Source organism: Sphingomonas paludis (genome assembly GCF_053502515.1).
Window position 1 is genome coordinate 3,091,348 of sequence record NZ_CP187558.1, and the last position, 17,870, is coordinate 3,109,217.

The following is a 17,870-nucleotide window of genomic DNA, read 5'->3' on the forward strand; positions in this document are numbered from 1 at the left end:
TCAGACGCCCAGATCCGACAACAGGGCGACGTCGCGCAACAGGGCCGCCGCGCTGTCCAGCATCGGCAGCGCGACCAGTGCCCCCGTGCCCTCGCCCAGTCGCATCTGCCAATCGAGCAGCGGGTCCAGGCCAAGCCGCCCCAGCGCCGCGCCATGGCCCGGTTCGGCCGATTGGTGGGCAGCGATCATTTTATGCCGGGTCCCGGGGGCCAGGGTTTCGGCAACCAGCGCGCCAGCCGTGGCGACATAACCGTCCAGCAGCAGCGTCGATCCCTGCGCCGCCCCTTGCGCGAAAAAGCCGGCAATGGCGGCAATCTCGAACCCGGCGACGCCGGCAATGGCAGCGCGAGGATCGTCGGAAAAAGTCGCTGATGCGCGGGATACGGCATCGGCAACCACGCGGGCCTTTGTCGCCAGCATCGCATCATCGGCGCCCGCCCCGCGCCCGACTGCCCGTTCCGGCGGCGCATCGGTCAACAGGGCGGTCAGGCAGGCGGCGGGCGTCGTGTTGCCGATGCCCATTTCCCCGGCGATCAAGATGGCATGGCCATCGGCATGAGCGCGCCGCGCCTCGTCCGCGCCCACCGCCCATGCCGCGTCGAATTGCGCGAGCGTCATCGCCGGGCCGGTGGCCAGATCGGCCGTGCCCGGCGCAATGCTGGCATCGCGGTAAAAGCCGGGGTGCGGCGGGGATGGCGGCATCGCAACGCCGACATCGACCAGTTGCAGATCGCATCCCTGTGCAGCGGCCAGCGCCGAACTGGTCGCGCGGCCATCGCGGATCGTGGCGACCATCAACCCGGTCACCGCCTGGGGCCACGCGGTCACCCCTTGCGCCACCACGCCGTGATCGGCGGCGAACAGGACGATGCGGCGGGGCCTGGTCACCGGGTCCAGCCGTTGCTGGACGCTCGCCAGGCGGACGGCAAGCGCCTCCAGTCGCCCAAGGCTGCGTTGCGGTTTCGCGATCGCATCCAGATGCGCCCAGATGGCGGTTTCGTCGATCATCACATGCTCCTGGCGATCTGCAAAAGTCGGTCGGTATCGATATGGGCGGCAAGATGGTCGGCCAGCGCGTCCAGCGCGTGGTCGACGCGGTCGGCCTGAACCACGCCGTCCGACACCACGCCGATCCGCGCCAGCCACGCCGCGCGCTGTGCAGGATGGTCGAACAGGCGGTGGACGTAACAGCCTGCTACGCGGCCATCGGCGGTGATGCACCCGTCCGTCGTCCCGTCGGCGAAGCGCAGCAGCGGCTGGACGGGCGCGGTCGCATCGGTCCGCCCGGCATGGATTTCGTATCCGTAAAAAGGCGCGTCGTCGGCCACGCTGGCACCCGTCACCTCGACCACGCGCTTGTCTGCGGTCAGGCGGGTAAATACTGGCAGATAGCCCAGCCCCGCGACGGAATCCGCCGGGCCTTCGATCCCGTCCGGATCGTCGATCCGGTCGCCCAGCATCTGATAGCCGCCGCAAATGCCCAGCAGCATCCCGCCGCGCCGGACATGCGCCGTAATGTCGATGTCCCACCCCTGCGCGCGCAGAAAGGCGAGGTCGGCGATCGTCGCCTTGGTCCCAGGCAGGATAACGAGCGCGGCATCGGCGGGGATCGGGCGGCCCGGCGGCACCATGACCAGCCGAACGCCCGGTTCGTGCACCAGCGGATCGAAATCGTCGAAATTGGCGATGCGGGACAGCATCGGCACGGCAATCGTCACCGCGCCCGGCCCCGGCTCCGCCCGGTCGAGCACGACGGCATCCTCGGCAGGCAGGTCGCGGACCGCGGCCAGCCACGGGACGACGCCCAGCCCGGGCCAGCCCGTCATTCGTTCGATCGCGGCATAGCCATCGTCGAACAGGCGCACATCGCCGCGAAACTTGTTGATCAGGAAGCCGCGGATCATGGCTGCGTCCTCCGCGTCGATGACGGCCTTGGTGCCGACCACCGACGCGATCACGCCGCCCCGGTCGATATCGCCGACCAGCACCACCGGCACGCCGGCCGCGCGCGCAAAGCCCATATTGGCAACATCCCCGGCGCGCAGGTTGATCTCCGCCGGGCTGCCTGCCCCTTCGACGATGACCAGATCCGCTTCGGTCCGCAGCCGATGCCAGGATTGCAGGATCGCGGCCAGCCAATGGTCGCGCCGACAGGCATAGTCGGCGGCGTGCAACGGCCCGGCAACCCGGCCGTGGATCACCACCTGCGCCCCGATATCCGATTGCGGCTTGATCAGGACGGGGTTCATGTCCGTGGTCGGCGGGGTTCGGCACGCAAGCGCCTGCAGCGCCTGTGCCCGGCCGATCTCGCCGCCCTGCGCCACTGCGGCATTGTTCGACATGTTCTGCGGCTTGAACGGGCGCACGGTCAGCCCGCGATTAGCGAACAGCCGGCATAGCCCGGCGACCAGCACCGACTTGCCGACGTCCGACCCCGTGCCCTGCAGCATCACCGCAGCCATGCGACCGCCCCCACGATCAGCCAGAGCAGCAGGCAGGCCCGGCGATAGATCCACAGCGCCCGCGCTAGGTCGCCCGCATCCGGCAAGGGCCCGTCCCCCAGCCAGGCGCGCGACGCCGACGCGCCGTCATAGCTGACCGGACCGCCCAGCCTGCGCCCCAGCGCGCCCGCCATCGCGGCCTCCGGCCAGCCGCCATTGGGCGAGGCATGGCGGCGCGCATCCCGCCACATGACCCGGGCACCGCCACCGCCCGCAACCGCAATCAGCAACCCGGCGAGCCGCGCGGGCACCCAATTGGCCCCGTCGTCCATCCGCGCCGCCGCCCAGCCGAACCAGCGATAGCGGTCGTCGCGGTGCCCGATCATCGAATCGGCGGTGTTGATCGCCTTGCAGACGAACAGCCCAGGCAACCCGGCGACCAGGAACCAGAATGCCGGCGCGACCACGCCGTCGCAAAAGCTTTCCGCCAGGCTTTCCGTCGCGGCCAGCGCAACCCCGCCCTCGTCCAGCCCCGCCGTATCGCGGCCGACGATCCGCGCCACCGCCGCGCGTGCCCCGACCAGATCGCCCGCACGCAGGGGCCGGGCGACCGCGCGGACATGATCGTCCAGGCTGCGCTGGGCAAGGCCGGTGGTGGCGATCAGGATCAGGGCAGCGACGCCCCATCCGCTGCCCGACACCGCTTCGATGCCCCATCCCGCCCCTGCGGCGACGGCAGCGACCGACAGCATCGCCGCCACCCCCGCCGCGCGCCGAACGGCGGGGGTGCCCCGGTTCCAGCGGCGGTCGAGTGCAGCGATGCCCGCCCCCATCCAGGTGACGGGATGGCCGATCGCCGCGAACACCCCGGCGGGGTATCCCAATGCCGCCTCTCCGACCAGCGCGATCAGCACCTGTTCCGGCCGGCCGATCATTCCCGGCCGGCCCGGCCCGTCGCCACGATCACGGGCTGGCCGCTGGCCGTGACCGCGCGCTCCACGGTAACACCATAGGTTTCGCGGATTCGCTCCGGCGTCAGTACGTCCTCCACTTCCCCTTGGTCCACGACTGCGCCCCGCGCCATCAGCACCACCCGGTCGGCGATGCGCAGCGCGTGGTTCAGGTCGTGCAGCACCACGATCACACCGGCGCCCGCGCGAGCCACGGCGCGCAGGCAGTCCAGGGCATCGTGCTGATGGGCGGGGTCCAGATTGGCGAGCGGTTCGTCCGCCAGCAGCCAGTCCGGCTCCCCGGCCAGCACCCGCGCAAGCAGCACGCGCGCACGCTCGCCACCGGACAGGGCGGACACCGGCCGATCCGCAAACTGGGTCACATCGGTCGCCGCCATCGCGCGGGCCACGGCATCTCGGTCAGCGGCGCTCTCGCCCCACCTCGCACGGTGCGGATAGCGGCCCAGCGCAACCAGCGTGGCGACGTCCACATCCCAGTGCACATCGGCGACCTGCGGCAACAGGCCGATCCGGCGGGCAAGGTCGCGCCGGGCCAGGTCGGCGCGGGGCCGGCCGTTCAGCAGCACCTCACCGCCGTCCGGCTGGCGAAGACCCGCGATACAGGCGAGCAGCGTCGATTTGCCGGCCCCGTTCGGCCCCAGCAGCGCAGTCACCGCTCCCGGGCGAAAGGCGACGGTGACATCGCGCAGCACGGCGCGACCGGCCAGCGACAGGCTGATCCCGTCAACGGACAGCATCGGCGCGCTCATGTCAGTTTCCGCCGCATGCGGACCAAGAGGACCAGGAAGAACGGCCCGCCCAGCATCGACATGGCGATGCCCAGCCGCAATTCGCTGACGGTCGGCACCGCGCGCACCACGCTGTCCGCGACCACCAGCAACAGCGCACCCGCCAGCGCCGAAGGCAGCAGTACCGCCGATGGCCGGTTACCGACGAACGGCCGCACGATATGCGGCACGATCAGGCCGACAAAGCCGATGACCCCCGCCGTCGCCACCGACGCGCCGACGCACAGCGCCACGCCGACGACGACCAGGATCTGCAGCCGCACCGGATCCACCCCCATCGACCGCGCGGCGCTTTCGCCCAGCGTCAGCACGTCGAGCGTGCGGGCGGTCAATGCCAGCAATCCGACGCCGAGCGCGATCAGAGGCACCGCCAGCCGCACATCGTCCCAGCTGCGGTCGGTCAGCGCACCCATCAGCCAGGTGACGATCTGCGATGTCGCAAAGGGCGTCGGCGCCAGGCTGATCGCCAGCGCGGTCAGCGATCCGGCGACGCTGGATACGATCACCCCGGCCAGGGTGAACACCGTGATGCTGCCCGAACGCCCGACGATCAACGCCAGCAGCGCCATGGTCGCCGCCGCACCGGTCAGGGCAAAGGCGGGCAGCAGCCAGGCCTGCGCCGCATAGCCGAAATAGAGGGAGATGACCGCGCCCAGCGCTGCGCCTGCCGACACCCCGAACAGGCCTGGATCGGCCAGCGGGTTGCGCAGATAGCCCTGCATCACCGCACCGGACACGCCAAGTGCCGCGCCGACCAGCGCGGCCAGCAGCGTGCGGGGCAGGCGCAATTCGGCGATGATCGGCCAGCGCGGATCGCCCACGACGAAACCGTCCAGCGGAATCCACACCTTGCCCGCGAAAAGCGATGCCAGCACCGCCGCCACGATGCCGATCGCCAGCATCAGGTTCAGCCTGACCATGCCGGTCACAGCGACCGCCGGATGCTGGCCAGCCGGCCGACCGCGTCGATGATGGTCGGCCCGCCGCATTGCAGCAGCCGATTGGGATAGGGACGCACCGCAATCCGCTGCTTCAACCGGTCCAGCACGGGATGCCCCAGCATCCGGTCGCCCTGGCCTTTGGCACTGCCCGACAACAGCACGCGCGGCGGCCGGGCGATCATGGGCTCCAGCGGCAGCACGTCCCATTGCTTCAACCCGTAATCGGCACTGATATTGCGGTATCCGCTCTTGTTGAGCAGATCGTCGGCCAAGGTGCCCGTGCCCGGCACCAACCCCCCGCCCTGCCAGATCAGCGCAGGCACCGGCCGACCGCCGGACGGGGCGGCACCGGCGATCGCCTGTTCGATCCGCCGGATCAGGGTTTCGCCAGCGACGGTCCGATGAATCGCCCCGGCGATCGTGCGAACCTGTTCGATACTCTCCTCGGCGGTTTCGGGCACGCCGATCTGCACCAGCGGAATGCCCATCCGGTCAAGCGCGGCGATGGTCGACGGCTCGACATGGCCGCCCGCGATGACCAGGTCGGGGGCCAGCGCCACCACCTCCTCGGCCGTGCCCGATACGGCGGCAAAGCGGTTCGCCCAGGCCAGCGGCACCGACGTCGCGCGGGCATCCCTGGAATAATGGCTGATTCCGGCGATCTGGGCAGGATCGGCGATCTGCATCAGCACGGCGTCGACGCATGGATTGATCGACACGATCCGGGGCAGCGCGCCTGCGGGGGCGCTTCGCCCGGCCGGGCGCTGGACGGACTGCCCCCCGCATGCGGCCAATGCCATCACGGCAACGGACAGGAGTGCGGCGCGGATCAATATTCGACCCCCCTCTGCGCCTTGAACCCGGCCTTGTACGGGTGCTTCACCTCGGCGAATTCAGTGACCAGATCGGCAATGTCGATCAGTTCGTCCCTGGCACCGCGACCGGTGATGCAGATATGCTTGGTCAGCGGGCGATCCTTCAGGAACGCCACCACCTCGTCGATCGGCAGCGTGTCCTGACGCAGCACGATGTTCAGTTCGTCGAGGATCACGAATTCATAGTCGGGGTCGAGGATCAGTGCCTTTGACCGTTCCCACGCCGCCCGCGCCGCCGCAATGTCGCGGGCGCGGTCCTGCGTGTCCCAGGTAAAGCCCTCGCCCATCACCTCGAACGTCAACAGGTCGGGATTGGCCTGGAAAAAGGTCTTCTCGCCCGTTTCCCAACTGCCCTTCACATATTGCACGATGCCGACCTTCATCCCCCAGCCCAGGCTGCGGATCGCCATGCCAAAGGCTGCGGACGACTTGCCCTTGCCGTTGCCGGTATGGACGATCAACAGCCCGCGCTCCAGCGTGTGGCGCGCCTGGATGCGTTCGCGCGCAGCCTGAATCCGCTTCATCCGGGCATTGTGACGGGCGTAATCCTCGGGCGTTTCGGTCATCGGGCGCTCCAGTCGGCAAGGGATTTTTCCAGCCGCGCCCAGTCGGATTCGGTGCCGGGCAGGCCGAGACGAAGCCAGCAGGGCTCGTCGGCAAAGGGACGGGACAGGACCCCGTGGCACAGCAGATGCGCGAACAGGGCATCGCGATCCACATGTTCTATCAGGGTAAAGAACGGCGTCTGGCCGATGATTGCCAGGCCATGTTCGCCAAACAGCGCCGCCATGCGACGCGCCCCGGCGTTCAGCCGCGCCCGCTGATCCGCCTGCCATGCCCGGTCGGCATAGGCTGCAAGCCCGGCCGACAGCGCCGGACCGGAAACCGGCCAGTCGCCGATCAAGGCCCGCAACTGCCGAACCAGGTCAGGTGGCGCGATCACGAAGCCCAGGCGCAGGCCAGCCAGTCCGAAAAACTTGCCGAACGAGCGCAGCACCACCAGCCCCGGCGCGTCGCACGCCGCCAGGCTGTCGCCGGCCCCGGCATCGGCAAACGCCTCGTCCACGATCAGCCACCGCCCCTGCCCCGCCAATTGCCCGGCCAGCTCGATCAGCACGGCCCGGTCGGCCACCCAGCCATCGGGATTGTTCGGCCGGGCAAGCACGACATGACCATCGCCGTTCGCCAGGCTGGGCAGCGCATGTCGATCGAACGGGCGGCCTTGCCCTGTGGGCCACATCGCCCGGTGACCCGAATAGCCGGGGGCCAGCCATTCAGCAGGGCCGCCAAGCGTCAGGCCGATCAAGCGCAGGGCAAGGTCGCTGCCCGGCACTGCCATCACCCGGTCCCCTGGCGCGCCAAAGGCCTTGGCAGCCAGCGCCTCAAGCCGTGACAGATCGGCCGGATCGGGCAGTGCCGTCATGCCGGCGGCATCGATCGTCATCGGATAGGGCCATGGGGCGATGCCGGTGGACAGGTCGGTCCACTCGTCCACGTCCGGCATGGTGGCGCGCGCCAGGTCGATCCGCCCGCCATGAACGGCAAAGGGATGAACCGGAACGCGCGCCATCGCCATGGGTCAGTAGCTCAACCGCACGCCGACATAGCCCGCCCGGCCGGGCGACCCGTATCGAAAGATGGTTTCATGGCGTTCGTCGAACAGGTTCTCGATCCGGCCGTACAGCTGGACCTGGTTCGTGACCGGCATCGCGGCACGCAGGTCGGCCAGCACATAGCCCTCGACGACGCGGCTGTTGTTGGCGGTATCGAAACTGGATCCGACATGCGTCACCGTCGCGCCCGTTTCCAGCCCGAACGCCCAGCGATAGTCCAGCAACGCCGTCACGCTGTGTTGCGGCCGCCGGACCAGCTTGCGGCCGAAATTGGCATCGCCCGGCGAACGGTTGGTCGCATCGGTATAGGTATAGTTTGCCTGAAAGCGCAGGGCATCGACCGGCTGCATGGTCACGCCGATCTCCACACCCTCGGCCCGGGCGCGCGCGACATTGTCATAGGTGCCGGACGGACGACCCGCGCAGATCCCGGTCAGCGGTGCTGTGCAGGATACGAACAGGATCAGATCGGTCGATTCGCGCCTGAAATAGGTGGCATTCGCCTGCAGCCTGCCCTCGACCAGCGCCTGGGCGACGCCGGCATCCCATCCCTTCGACCGTTCGGGGCGCAGCGACTGGTTGCCGAAATCGCTCTGCAGCTGGAACAGCGACGGTGCCTTGAACCCCTCGGCATAGCTGGCGCGCAGGGTGGTGCCGGTCCCGGCGACCGCAAACACGCCGCTGGCGCCAAAGGTCGTCGCGCCGCCGAACCGGTTGTGATCGTCGTGACGGACGCCGCCGGTCAGAGTCAGTCCGTCGACCGGACTGGCGACGATCTGGCCATAGATGCTGTCGATCCGTGCACGGCCGATGGTCGCCGGCGCGCCGAAGCTGCTGCTGGAAAAGCGCGAGGTTTCCCGTTCCAGCCCGCCGGTCGCCTGCCAGTCGTCGGCAATGTCGAAAATGCCCTGATATTCGAACCGTTCGTTGCGGCCATGGCTGGCAAAGGTCTCGGTTTCCGGTCCGTCGAAACTGAGGCTGCGACGCCGCGTGTCGGTATGGGCATAGCCCAGCCGGTTGCGGAAACGCCCGTCGAACAGCGCAGCGTTGATGCCGGTATATCCAACCAGCTCGCGGACGCGGGACTGTTCGTTCACATCGCCGAATGCAAAGGTCGGCGGCGCAAAGCCGTCGATGTCGACGCGGCCATCGGAATACCATCCGCGCGCATCCACCGACACGGTGTCGGCAAGGGCAAGGTTGAAATTGGCATTGGCGCCCAGGTTTTCATACCCGTCGCGCTCGGTGCCGCCCCGCGCCTCGCTGAACGCGGAAATGCCGTCGCTGCGGAACCAGCCACCGCCCAGGCTGGCGGACAGCGGCCCTGCCCTGCCCGCGATGTTGCCGACCAGCTGGCCCGTGTCGCGCCAGCCATATTCGCCGCGGGCGTTCACGCTCAGCGCGTCCGTCGGCGCGCGGGTGATCATGTTGACCACACCGCCGATCGCCTGGCTGCCCCACAGCACCGAAGACGGCCCGCGCAGCACCTCGATCCGCTCGATATTGCCGACCAGCAGGTTGCCGAAATTGAACCCGCCACCCGGAGTGGAGGGATCGTTCAACTTGACGCCGTCGATCAGCGCCACCGTCTGGTCGCTTTCCGCGCCGCGGATGAATACCGATGTCGTGCCGCCGATGCCGCCGTTCCGGGCAATGCTGACCCCCGGCACCGTGCGCAGCACGTCGGCGACGGTCTGGGTCTGGCGGCGGGTCAATTCGGCATCGTCGATCACCGATAGGGCCTGGCCGACCCGGTCGATCGGCTGGGCAGTGCGGTTGGCGGTGACGACGATGACGGTCGACGCCGCTGCATCGGGCTCGCTGTCCTGCGCCTGCGCCGCACCGGCGGTGGCAAGGACGAGCAACGGAATGGTGGTTTTCAGAATAGTCCTGCGCATGGTTTCCCCTCTTCAACAACAAAGGGGCTGCGCGCACTTCGCACGAACGCATGTCGCCGGACGTCCTCCGAACGCGCCACCCCAACCGGATGTCGTCACGCGAGGAAGAACCCCGATCACGCTGAACACCCCGTCCGCGCAAAGGACCGACTGCGGCTGGCAGGTCTCCTGGCTCCCGGGTCATCACGTCCGCTTCGCCTTCCCGGCCGGAGCCAGTGGCATGTGAAGCGACCGCTCGCCGGTCACAGTTGCGGGGACAGCCGCGGCTTACGGGCTGGTCGCCCGCTTCCGCGTTCCCTATTAATCCCGTCTCCGGGAACCAAACGCTTGGTTTGATTAGGATGATGCGGGCGATCCCGCAAGACGAAAGGCGGGGGCGGTTTGCTGACCTTCATTCTGGGTGGCGCACGATCGGGCAAGAGCCGGCGGGCGCAGATGCTGGCCGAATCGGTGCCGGGAACCCATGTCTTCATCGCCACCGCCCAGGCATTCGATGCCGAAATGGCCGATCGGATCGACCGGCACCGCCAGGACCGCGACCAGCGCTGGCAGACGGTCGAGGCGCCGGTCGACCTAAGCGGCGCGCTTCGCATCCACGCCGGTACCGACCAGGTGGTACTGATCGACTGCCTGACCCTGTGGCTGTCCAACATCCTGCTTGCCAGAGCGGATGTCGAAGGCGCGATCGATTCGCTGGCCGATACGCTGATCCAGGTGCAGGGTGATCTGTTCGTCGTCAGCAACGAAGTCGGCCTGGGCATCGTCCCCGACAATGCACTGGCCCGTCAGTTCCGCGATCATGCCGGCCGGCTGCATCAACGGGTGGCGGCGGCGGCCGATCATGTTGAATGGATGGCGGCCGGCCTGTCGATCCGGATGAAATAGACTAAGGCGCCGCCTCGGACTGCCGGTTCAATGGGAATGGATGATTGACGACGGGCCGAGTTGGAACATAAGTAGAACATATGTCCGAATCGCTCCGCCTTATCCAGCGCCGGATCGCGTCGATCGAGGGTCGCGGCCTGCAGGGTCAGCCGCAGGCGGAGCGGATGGTGCCGACGGGGCATCCGGGCGTCGACGCGGCGCTGGATGGCGGATTGATGCGGGCCAGGCTGCACGAAGTGCTGGCCGATGGACAGGATGCGGGCAGCGGCACGGGCTTTGCCGCGCTGCTGACGCGGCTGATCGGCGGTGAGGCGCTGTGGCTGGTCGAGCAATGCACCTGGCGACAGGCCGGGGCGCTGCACCCCACGGGTCTGGCCGATATCGGCATCGATCCGGCGCGGCTGATCATTGGCGTGCTGCCCGATGCGGCGGCGGTGCTGCGCGCGGCGGTGGATGGCCTTCGCTGTCCGGCGCTGGGCGGGGTGGTGATCGAACTGGCGGGTGATCCGCGCGCGCTTGACCTGACTGCCAGCAGGCGGCTGGCGCTGGCGGCGGAAACGCACGGCGTTACCGCCATCCTGCTCAGGCTGGGGGGCAAGGCCGCACCCAATGCCGCGCAGACGCGGTGGCGGGTATCGGCGGCCCCATCGGCCCCGCTGGCCGCCAATGCCCCCGGCCATCCGGCCTGGGATATCGAATTGTTGCGCCAGCGCGGTCGCCCCGATGGCGGCCGGTGGCGCGTGGAGTGGAACCGTGAACAGGGACGATTATGCGACCGGCATGACGAAGGGGCAGCGGCGCTTCCTGGCGCTGTGGTTCCCGTTCCTGTCGACCGACCGGCTGTTGCGCGACCGCCCCTGCGCCGGGCGAGCTGACGGCCCGCTTGCCCTGATCGACCGGCATCGCGGCGCCATGCGGCTGACCGCGTGCGATGCCGATGCCCTGTCGCATGGCCTGGCCCCCGGCATGACCCTGGCCGATGCGCGGGCCAGGGTGCCGGGGATGATCGCGGTGGAGGCCGACCCGGCAGCGGATCGGCGCTGGCTGGAGCGGATTGCCGATGCGTGCGATCGGTTCACGCCGCTGGTCGAGGCGGAGCCGCCCGACGGCCTGGTGCTGGACATGACCGGATGCCTGCATCTGTTCGATGGGGAATCGGGGCTGATCGCGGCGGTCGAGGCGGCGATGCGGCGCTGGGCCAGCCAGTTGCGGCTGGCCATGGCGGCAACGCCAGAGGGTGCCCGCGCCCTCGCCCGGTTCCAGTCCGCGCCCGCACCCGATGAGGCAGCGGCGCTGCGCCGGCTGCCGGTTGCCGCCCTGGAACTGGATGCAGAGGCGGAGCGTGGCCTGCGCCGGGCGGGGCTGAAGACGATCGGCGACCTTGCCGACCGGCCGGCCGCGCCGCTGGCCGCGCGGTTCGGGGCAGAAGCGATCGACCGGCTGAACCGGGTGCTGGGGCGCAGCGACAGCCGGATCACGCCGCGCCGCGCACTGCCGGCATTGCTGCTGGAACGGCGCTTTGCCGAGCCGATCGGCACAGCGGATACGGCGATGGCGGTGATCGGCGAACTGGCGGGCGAGGCGTCGATGGCGCTTGAGGAACGTCGCCGTGGCGGTCGCCGCTTTGTCGCGCGCCTGTATCGCAGCGACGGCCATGTCATCGACCTGGCGGTCGAAAGCGGCCTGCCCTTGCGCGATCCCGCGCGGATCCAGCGCCTGTTCGAGGAACGGGTCGGGGCACTGGCCGATCCCATCGATCCGGGGTTCGGGTTCGACATGATCCGGCTGGCTGTGCCGCAGGACGAACCGCTGGCCGCAGCGCAGCTGGCGCTGGAGGGGGGCGAGGCGCGGGAAGAGGCCGTGGCGGCGCTGATCGACCGGTTGAGCACCCGCGTCGGCCGCCAGCGGGTGCGCCGGTTCGTGCCGCGCGACAGCCATCTGCCCGAACAGGCTTCGCTCGCCCTGCCCGCCATAGCGATTGCCACCCCTGCCCCCTGGCCCGAACCGGAGGCGGGCGAGCCGCCGCTGCGCCCCATCCACCTGTTCGATCCGCCCCAGCCGGTCGAGGTGATCGCCGGCCTGCCCGACGGGCCGCCCCAGCGCTTTCGCTGGCGACGCACGCTGCACGAAGTGGCACGGGCAGAGGGGCCGGAGCGGATCGGTGCCCAGTGGTGGCGGCGCGCGCCGGGCGATCCAGGGCTGAGCCGCGATTATTACCGGGTAGAGGATGTCCGCGGCCGCCGCTTCTGGCTGTTCCGCCACGGCCTCTATGGCGACGACCATGCCGACCCCCGCTGGTATGTCCACGGCCTGTTCGCGTGAGCGGGGAAAGGGCATCATTCTCTCTGGTGGCAGGGGGAGCGCATAGACGCAGAGACCGGTTCTCATCCCGTCACCCTGAACTTGTTTCAGGGTCCATCGCGCCTCAGGCGCGCTCGCCTGCAAAGGTGAAATGGATGCTGAACCAAGTTCAGCATGACGACGGGAAGGCGGGACGGGTCATACACCATAACCCCGACCCCGGTGGGACAGGATCGGGCAGCATCGTCCAGCTTGTCCCGGCGCAACGGCGGCGCGGACAGGGTGCCGACACGCCCCCGCCCTTTGCCGAACTGGTCGCCGCCACGCATTTCTCTTTCCTGCGCGGGGCATCGCATCCGGACGACCTGATCGCGCACGCGGTCGATCTGGGGCTCGCCGGGATCGGCATTGCCGACCGCAACAGCGTGGCGGGTGTCGTCCGTGCCTGGAGCGCGCTGAAACGCGCCCGGGAAGCGCAAGGACAATGCGGCGACACCCGTCCCCTGCCCCGCTTCGTCGTCGGCGCACGGCTGGTGTTCGTCGACGGCACGCCCGACATCGTCGTCTATCCGGTAGATCGTGCCGCCTGGGGCCGGCTGACGCGGCTCCTCACCACCGGCAATCTGCGCGCCGAAAAGGGCGACTGCATCCTAAGGCTGTCCGACCTGCTGGCGTTTCAGGAGGGGCTGCAGCTGATCGTCCTTCCGACCAGCACCGCCACGCCGCAACGCCCGCGCCGCAATCCGGTCGAACATGACAGCGCGGGTCCGGTGCCGCCGCTGGCGCTGGTCCAGCCGGAGGGGCTGGCGGCGCTGCTCGCCCGGCTCGCACGGATGGCGCCGGGCCGCGTATGGCTGGGCGCGACCATGGCGCGGCGGGGGCGCGACGGGCGGCGGCTGGCGGGGCTGGCTGCACTGGCCGGGGCGGCGGGCGTGCCGATCCTCGCCACCGGCGATGTGCTCTACGCCACGCCGGACGAACGCCCGCTGCACGATATCCTCACCTGCATCCGCGAGGGCGTGACGATCGCTGAGGCGGGCACCCGGATCGAGGTGAATGCCGAACGCCATCTGAAGCCGCCGGAGGAGATGGCGCGGCTGTTCGGCGATCATCCGCAGGCCCTTGCCGAAACGATCCGGTTCCTGGACGGCATCGATTTCGACCTGAAACAGCTTGCCTATGAATATCCCCACGAACCGGTGCCGGAGGGATGGGAGCCGCAGGCCTGGCTGGAACATATCGTCATGGAAGCGGCGCATGCCCGCTACGGTCCGGACTTGAACGCCGATGTCCGCAGGCGGCTGGCCGAGGAGTTCGCGCTGATCCGGCAACAGAAATTCGCCTGTTATTTCCTGACCGTCCATGACCTTGTGGCGTTCGCGCGGCGACAGGATCCGCCGATCCTGTGCCAGGGACGGGGCAGTGCCGCCAATTCCATCGTCTGTTTCCTGCTGGGCGTCACCTCGGTCGACCCGTTCGAGCATGACCTGCTCTTTTCCCGCTTCGTGTCCGAGGAACGCGGCGAGCCGCCCGATATCGACGTGGATTTCGAACACGAACGGCGCGAGGAGGTGATGCAATATGTCTATCGCCGCTATGGCCGCCACCGCGCCGCCATCGCCGCGACGGTCATCCATTACCGGCCACGCAGCGCGGTGCGCGAAGTGGGCAAGGCGCTGGGGATGAGCGAGGACGTGACAGCGCGCATCGTCTCCACCGTCTGGGGCAGCTTCAGCCGCGACATGCCCGAGAAACGCTTCGTCGATGCCGGATTCGACCCGGATGCGCCGGAGGTCCGCCGCCTGATCGACCTGACCCAGCAACTGCTCGCGGCCCCCTTTCCCCGGCACCTGTCCCAGCATGTTGGCGGCTTCATCCTGACCCAGGACCGGCTGGACGAAACGGTGCCGCTGCACAATGCCGCGATGGCGGATCGCACCTTCGCCGAATGGGACAAGGACGATATCGACGCGCTGGGCATCATGAAGGTCGATGTGCTGGCGCTCGGGATGCTCAGCTGCATCCGCCGCGCCTTCGCCCTGATGGCCGAGCACGGCCTGGGCGAACAGACGCTGGAGGTGGATATCAAGGCGGACGATCCCGCCGTCTATGCGATGCTGGAAAAAGGCGACAGCATCGGCGTGTTCCAGGTGGAAAGCCGGGCACAGATGAACATGCTGCCCCGCCTGAAGCCGCGTTCGCTCTACGACCTGACCGTACAGGTGGCGATCGTGCGGCCCGGCCCGATCGAGGGGGACATGGTCCACCCCTATCTGCGCCGCCGCGCGGGACTCGAGGCGGCGGAATATCCATCGCCCTGCCCGCCGCACGATCCCGATGAGCTGAGGAACCTGCTCGGCCGGACCTATGGCGTGCCGATCTTTCAGGAACAGGCGATGAAGTTGGCGATCGTCGCGGCGGAGTTCACCCCGTCAGAGGCGAATCAGTTGCGCCGCGCGATGGCGACGTTCCGCAATCATGGCGGCATCGACCGGTTCAAGGCCAAGATGATCGGCGGCATGACCGCGCGCGGCTATACCGCCGAATTCGCCGAGCGGTGCTTTCGCCAGATCGAGGGGTTCGGCAGCTATGGATTTCCCGAAAGCCATGCCCTGTCCTTTGCCCGGCTGGTCTATGTATCCAGCTGGATCAAATGCCATCACCCCGGCATCTTTGCCTGCGCATTGCTCAATTCGCAGCCCATGGGCTTTTATGCCCCCGCCCAGATCGTCCGCGATGCGCGCGAACACGGCGTCGCGGTGCGGCCGATCGACGTCAATCACAGCGGATGGGATTGCAGCATGGAAGCAGAGGGCACGAGCCATGCCCTCGCCCTGCGGCTGGGCCTGCGCCAGATCGACGGGTTTCGAGAGGCATGGGCGGACGCCATGGTCGCGGCGCGCGGCGCGCGGCCCTTTGACACGACCGAAGACCTTGCCAGGCGCGCCGGCCTGCCGGCCCGTGCCCTGCGGTTGCTGGCCGATGCCGATGCACTGGGGTCGCTGGGCCTGAACCGTCGGGCGGCCTTGTGGGAGGCACGGCGGACGCCATCGGGGGAACTGCCGCTGTTCGCCGCCGCGCGCGCGCGCGAACTGGGCGAGGAGCCGGCCCTCGCCCTGCCCGCCATGCCGTTGAGCGAGGAAGTGGCGACCGATTATCAGAGCTTTCGCCTGTCGCTGAAGGATCATCCGATGACGTTCATCCGGCCCGTGCTGGCGGGCGAAGGCGTGCTGACCTGTGCCGAAACCAGCGCGGCAAAGGCGGGGGCGTTCGTGCGGACGGGCGGCGTCGTGCTGGTCCGCCAGCGGCCGGGCAAGGGCAATGCCATCTTCATCACGATCGAGGACGAAACCGGCGTTACCAACATCCTGCTCTGGGCGCGGCTGTTCGAACGGTTCCGCCGCGAGGTGATGGCTTCACGGCTGATGGTCGTGTCCGGCCAGGTGCAGCGCAGTCCTGAGGGGGTCGTTCATCTGATGGCGAACCGGGTTCAGGATCGCACCGGGTTGCTCGGCCTGTTGGCGGACGAGCCGCCCCGCCCGCCGCTGTGTCCAGTGGACGAGGTCGCCCGACCCGTCGGCCAGAACCGCCACCCCCGCGACGTCCGTATCCTGCCTGGATCGCGGGATTTCCATTGAGCCAGGCGGAACCGGCGATTTGCGCTGCAAACGGTTGGCACCACCGCCGCAACGCCGTAGACCCCGATCATGGTCGCTTTCCGTCGTACCGGGCTTGCCATCGCGCTGACGGCGCTGCTTGCCGCATCCTGCGGTCGCCGGCCCGACGATATTCCGGTCACCGTCAGCGTGATCGGCCCGGCGCTGGTCGAGCCGACCGCCGGGGTGTCCATCAATGAACCGCAGCGCGTGCTGTTGGGCGCAACCGCGCAGGGGCTGGTCCGGTTCGATGCCGCAGGCGCGATCGAACCGGGCCTTGCCGCCCGCTGGACGGTGATCGACCAGGGGCGCAGCATCGTGTTTCGCTTGCGCGAGGGGCAGCAGCCGAATGGCCGCCCCGTTACCGCCGGATCGGCGGTTGCCGCCCTGGCCGCGGGACGCCGCTTCCCCGGCGGTCGGTCGCTGCTGGCGCCGGTGCGGGAAGCGGAGGCGATGACCCCGCAGATCGTCGAACTGCGGCTGGCTCGACCGATCCCCGATCTGTTGCAGCGGCTGGCGCAGCCCGACTTTGCGATCCGTGCCGGCGGCGGCACCGGACCGATGCGCGTGCGGGAACGTGAACGCGGGCTATTCACCCTTGCCCCCGCCTTCGATCCGACCCAGCCGGAAGCGGTCGATCAACAGAACCCGGCTCCCGCCGACCTGGTTCAGCTGCGCGGCGAATCGGCTGCGATGGCGGTGGCTCGCTTCGTCCGGCAGGGTAGCGACCTGGTGCTCGGGGGCAGTTATCGGGACTGGGCGTTGATCGATCGACTGGGTGTTGCCAACCGCAATGTTCAGGTCGATCCCGCCCATGGCCTGTTCGGCATCGCCATCGTCAACCGCGAGGGGTTTCTGGCCGATGCGGCCAACCGGGAGGCGCTGGCCCTGGCCATCGATGCCGCCGCCGTCACCGCTGCATTCCGCCGCGAATGGACGTTCACCGAAACCCTGTTGCCCGACCCGCTCGACCTCGGCCGGCCGCCGACTCGTCCGGAATGGCTGGGCACTTCGCTTGCCGAGCGTCGGGGGCTGGCCCGGGCTAGGGTCAGCGTCTGGCGCGCAGGCAATGACGGCCGCGCGCCGGTGATCCGGCTTGCGCTGCCGCCCGATTGGGGCGGCAACCGGCTATGGGCAACGATCGGACCGATGCTCGCCGATATCGGCATCCGGGTCGAACGGGTAGCACCCTCCGCCCAGGCAGACCTGCGCATCGTCGATCAGGTCGCACCATCGGATCAGGCGCGCTGGTATCTGGAAACGGCGTGCCGGCCATGCAGCGCAGAGGCGCGCGATGCGATCCGCGCCGCCCGCGACGCCACGGATCCGTCCATCCACCGCGATCGGCTGAACGCGGCCGAAGTGGCGCTCGCCACCGACCATGCCTATATCCCCATCGCGCGACCGCTGCGCTGGTCGCTGGTCGCGCTCAGGCTGGGCAGGTTCCAAACCAATGTCCGTGCCTGGCACCCGCTGGACCAGCTGCGCGAAAGGAAGTGAC

At 68.9% G+C, this 17,870-nt stretch carries 14 protein-coding genes and 1 riboswitch; of the genes, 5 read left to right on the forward strand and 9 right to left on the reverse strand.

What is annotated here, in order from left to right; genetic code table 11:
* From cobT to ACPVPU_RS15025, 9 genes are read right to left on the reverse strand one after another with little or no spacing between them, the layout of a single operon-like run.
* Window positions 1-1,008 carry a nicotinate-nucleotide--dimethylbenzimidazole phosphoribosyltransferase gene (cobT, locus tag ACPVPU_RS14985; RefSeq protein ID WP_448658777.1) on the reverse strand — a complete coding sequence of 336 codons (1,008 nt, stop codon included), beginning with the start codon at window positions 1,006-1,008 and terminating at the stop codon, window positions 1-3.
* Window positions 1,008-2,462: a cobyric acid synthase gene (locus ACPVPU_RS14990; RefSeq protein ID WP_448658778.1), complete on the reverse strand. Its 1,455-nt coding sequence runs from the start codon at window positions 2,460-2,462 to the stop codon at window positions 1,008-1,010. Before ACPVPU_RS14990 ends, cobT begins: the two co-directional genes overlap by 1 nt.
* Window positions 2,450-3,376, reverse strand: a complete 927-nt coding sequence (gene cbiB / locus ACPVPU_RS14995; RefSeq protein WP_448658779.1) for an adenosylcobinamide-phosphate synthase CbiB — start codon at window positions 3,374-3,376, stop codon at window positions 2,450-2,452. The genes ACPVPU_RS14990 and cbiB overlap by 13 nt, the downstream gene beginning before the upstream one ends.
* On the reverse strand, window positions 3,373-4,161 hold the full coding sequence (locus ACPVPU_RS15000; protein ID WP_448658781.1) for an ABC transporter ATP-binding protein: 789 nt from the start codon (window positions 4,159-4,161) through the stop codon (window positions 3,373-3,375). Before ACPVPU_RS15000 ends, cbiB begins: the two co-directional genes overlap by 4 nt.
* Window positions 4,158-5,120: a FecCD family ABC transporter permease gene (locus ACPVPU_RS15005; protein WP_448660542.1), complete on the reverse strand. Its 963-nt coding sequence runs from the start codon at window positions 5,118-5,120 to the stop codon at window positions 4,158-4,160. Before ACPVPU_RS15005 ends, ACPVPU_RS15000 begins: the two co-directional genes overlap by 4 nt.
* Before the next feature lie 5 nt (window positions 5,121-5,125).
* Window positions 5,126-5,974: an ABC transporter substrate-binding protein gene (locus ACPVPU_RS15010; RefSeq protein WP_448658782.1), complete on the reverse strand. Its 849-nt coding sequence runs from the start codon at window positions 5,972-5,974 to the stop codon at window positions 5,126-5,128.
* A complete protein-coding gene (cobO, locus tag ACPVPU_RS15015) occupies window positions 5,971-6,582 on the reverse strand; it encodes a cob(I)yrinic acid a,c-diamide adenosyltransferase (RefSeq protein ID WP_448658783.1) in 612 nt (203 codons plus the stop codon). The genes ACPVPU_RS15010 and cobO overlap by 4 nt, the downstream gene beginning before the upstream one ends.
* Window positions 6,579-7,592 carry an aminotransferase class I/II-fold pyridoxal phosphate-dependent enzyme gene (locus tag ACPVPU_RS15020; RefSeq protein ID WP_448658784.1) on the reverse strand — a complete coding sequence of 338 codons (1,014 nt, stop codon included), beginning with the start codon at window positions 7,590-7,592 and terminating at the stop codon, window positions 6,579-6,581. Before ACPVPU_RS15020 ends, cobO begins: the two co-directional genes overlap by 4 nt.
* Window positions 7,593-7,595: 3 nt before the next feature.
* Window positions 7,596-9,527, reverse strand: a complete 1,932-nt coding sequence (locus ACPVPU_RS15025) for a TonB-dependent receptor plug domain-containing protein (protein ID WP_448658785.1) — start codon at window positions 9,525-9,527, stop codon at window positions 7,596-7,598.
* A gap of 141 nt (window positions 9,528-9,668) precedes the next feature.
* Window positions 9,669-9,866, reverse strand: a riboswitch (cobalamin riboswitch).
* 42 nt (window positions 9,867-9,908) lie between these two features.
* On the opposite strand from ACPVPU_RS15025, the gene cobU reads away from it, so the two are divergent.
* The 5 genes from cobU (at window position 9,909) to ACPVPU_RS15050 (ending at window position 17,869) form a co-directional block, all read left to right on the forward strand.
* Window positions 9,909-10,412 carry a bifunctional adenosylcobinamide kinase/adenosylcobinamide-phosphate guanylyltransferase gene (cobU, locus tag ACPVPU_RS15030; protein ID WP_448658786.1) on the forward strand — a complete coding sequence of 168 codons (504 nt, stop codon included), beginning with the start codon at window positions 9,909-9,911 and terminating at the stop codon, window positions 10,410-10,412.
* An 80-nt stretch (window positions 10,413-10,492) separates the two neighbouring features.
* A complete protein-coding gene (locus ACPVPU_RS15035; protein WP_448658787.1) occupies window positions 10,493-11,287 on the forward strand; it encodes an ImuA family protein in 795 nt (264 codons plus the stop codon).
* Complete coding sequence (locus ACPVPU_RS15040) at window positions 11,193-12,734, forward strand: Y-family DNA polymerase (protein ID WP_448658789.1); 1,542 nt, start codon at window positions 11,193-11,195, stop codon at window positions 12,732-12,734. Before ACPVPU_RS15035 ends, ACPVPU_RS15040 begins: the two co-directional genes overlap by 95 nt.
* Before the next feature lie 134 nt (window positions 12,735-12,868).
* Window positions 12,869-16,351: an error-prone DNA polymerase gene (locus tag ACPVPU_RS15045; protein ID WP_448658790.1), complete on the forward strand. Its 3,483-nt coding sequence runs from the start codon at window positions 12,869-12,871 to the stop codon at window positions 16,349-16,351.
* Window positions 16,352-16,420: 69 nt separating this feature from the next.
* Window positions 16,421-17,869: an ABC transporter substrate-binding protein gene (locus ACPVPU_RS15050; protein ID WP_448658791.1), complete on the forward strand. Its 1,449-nt coding sequence runs from the start codon at window positions 16,421-16,423 to the stop codon at window positions 17,867-17,869.
* Window position 17,870 lies beyond the last annotated feature (1 nt).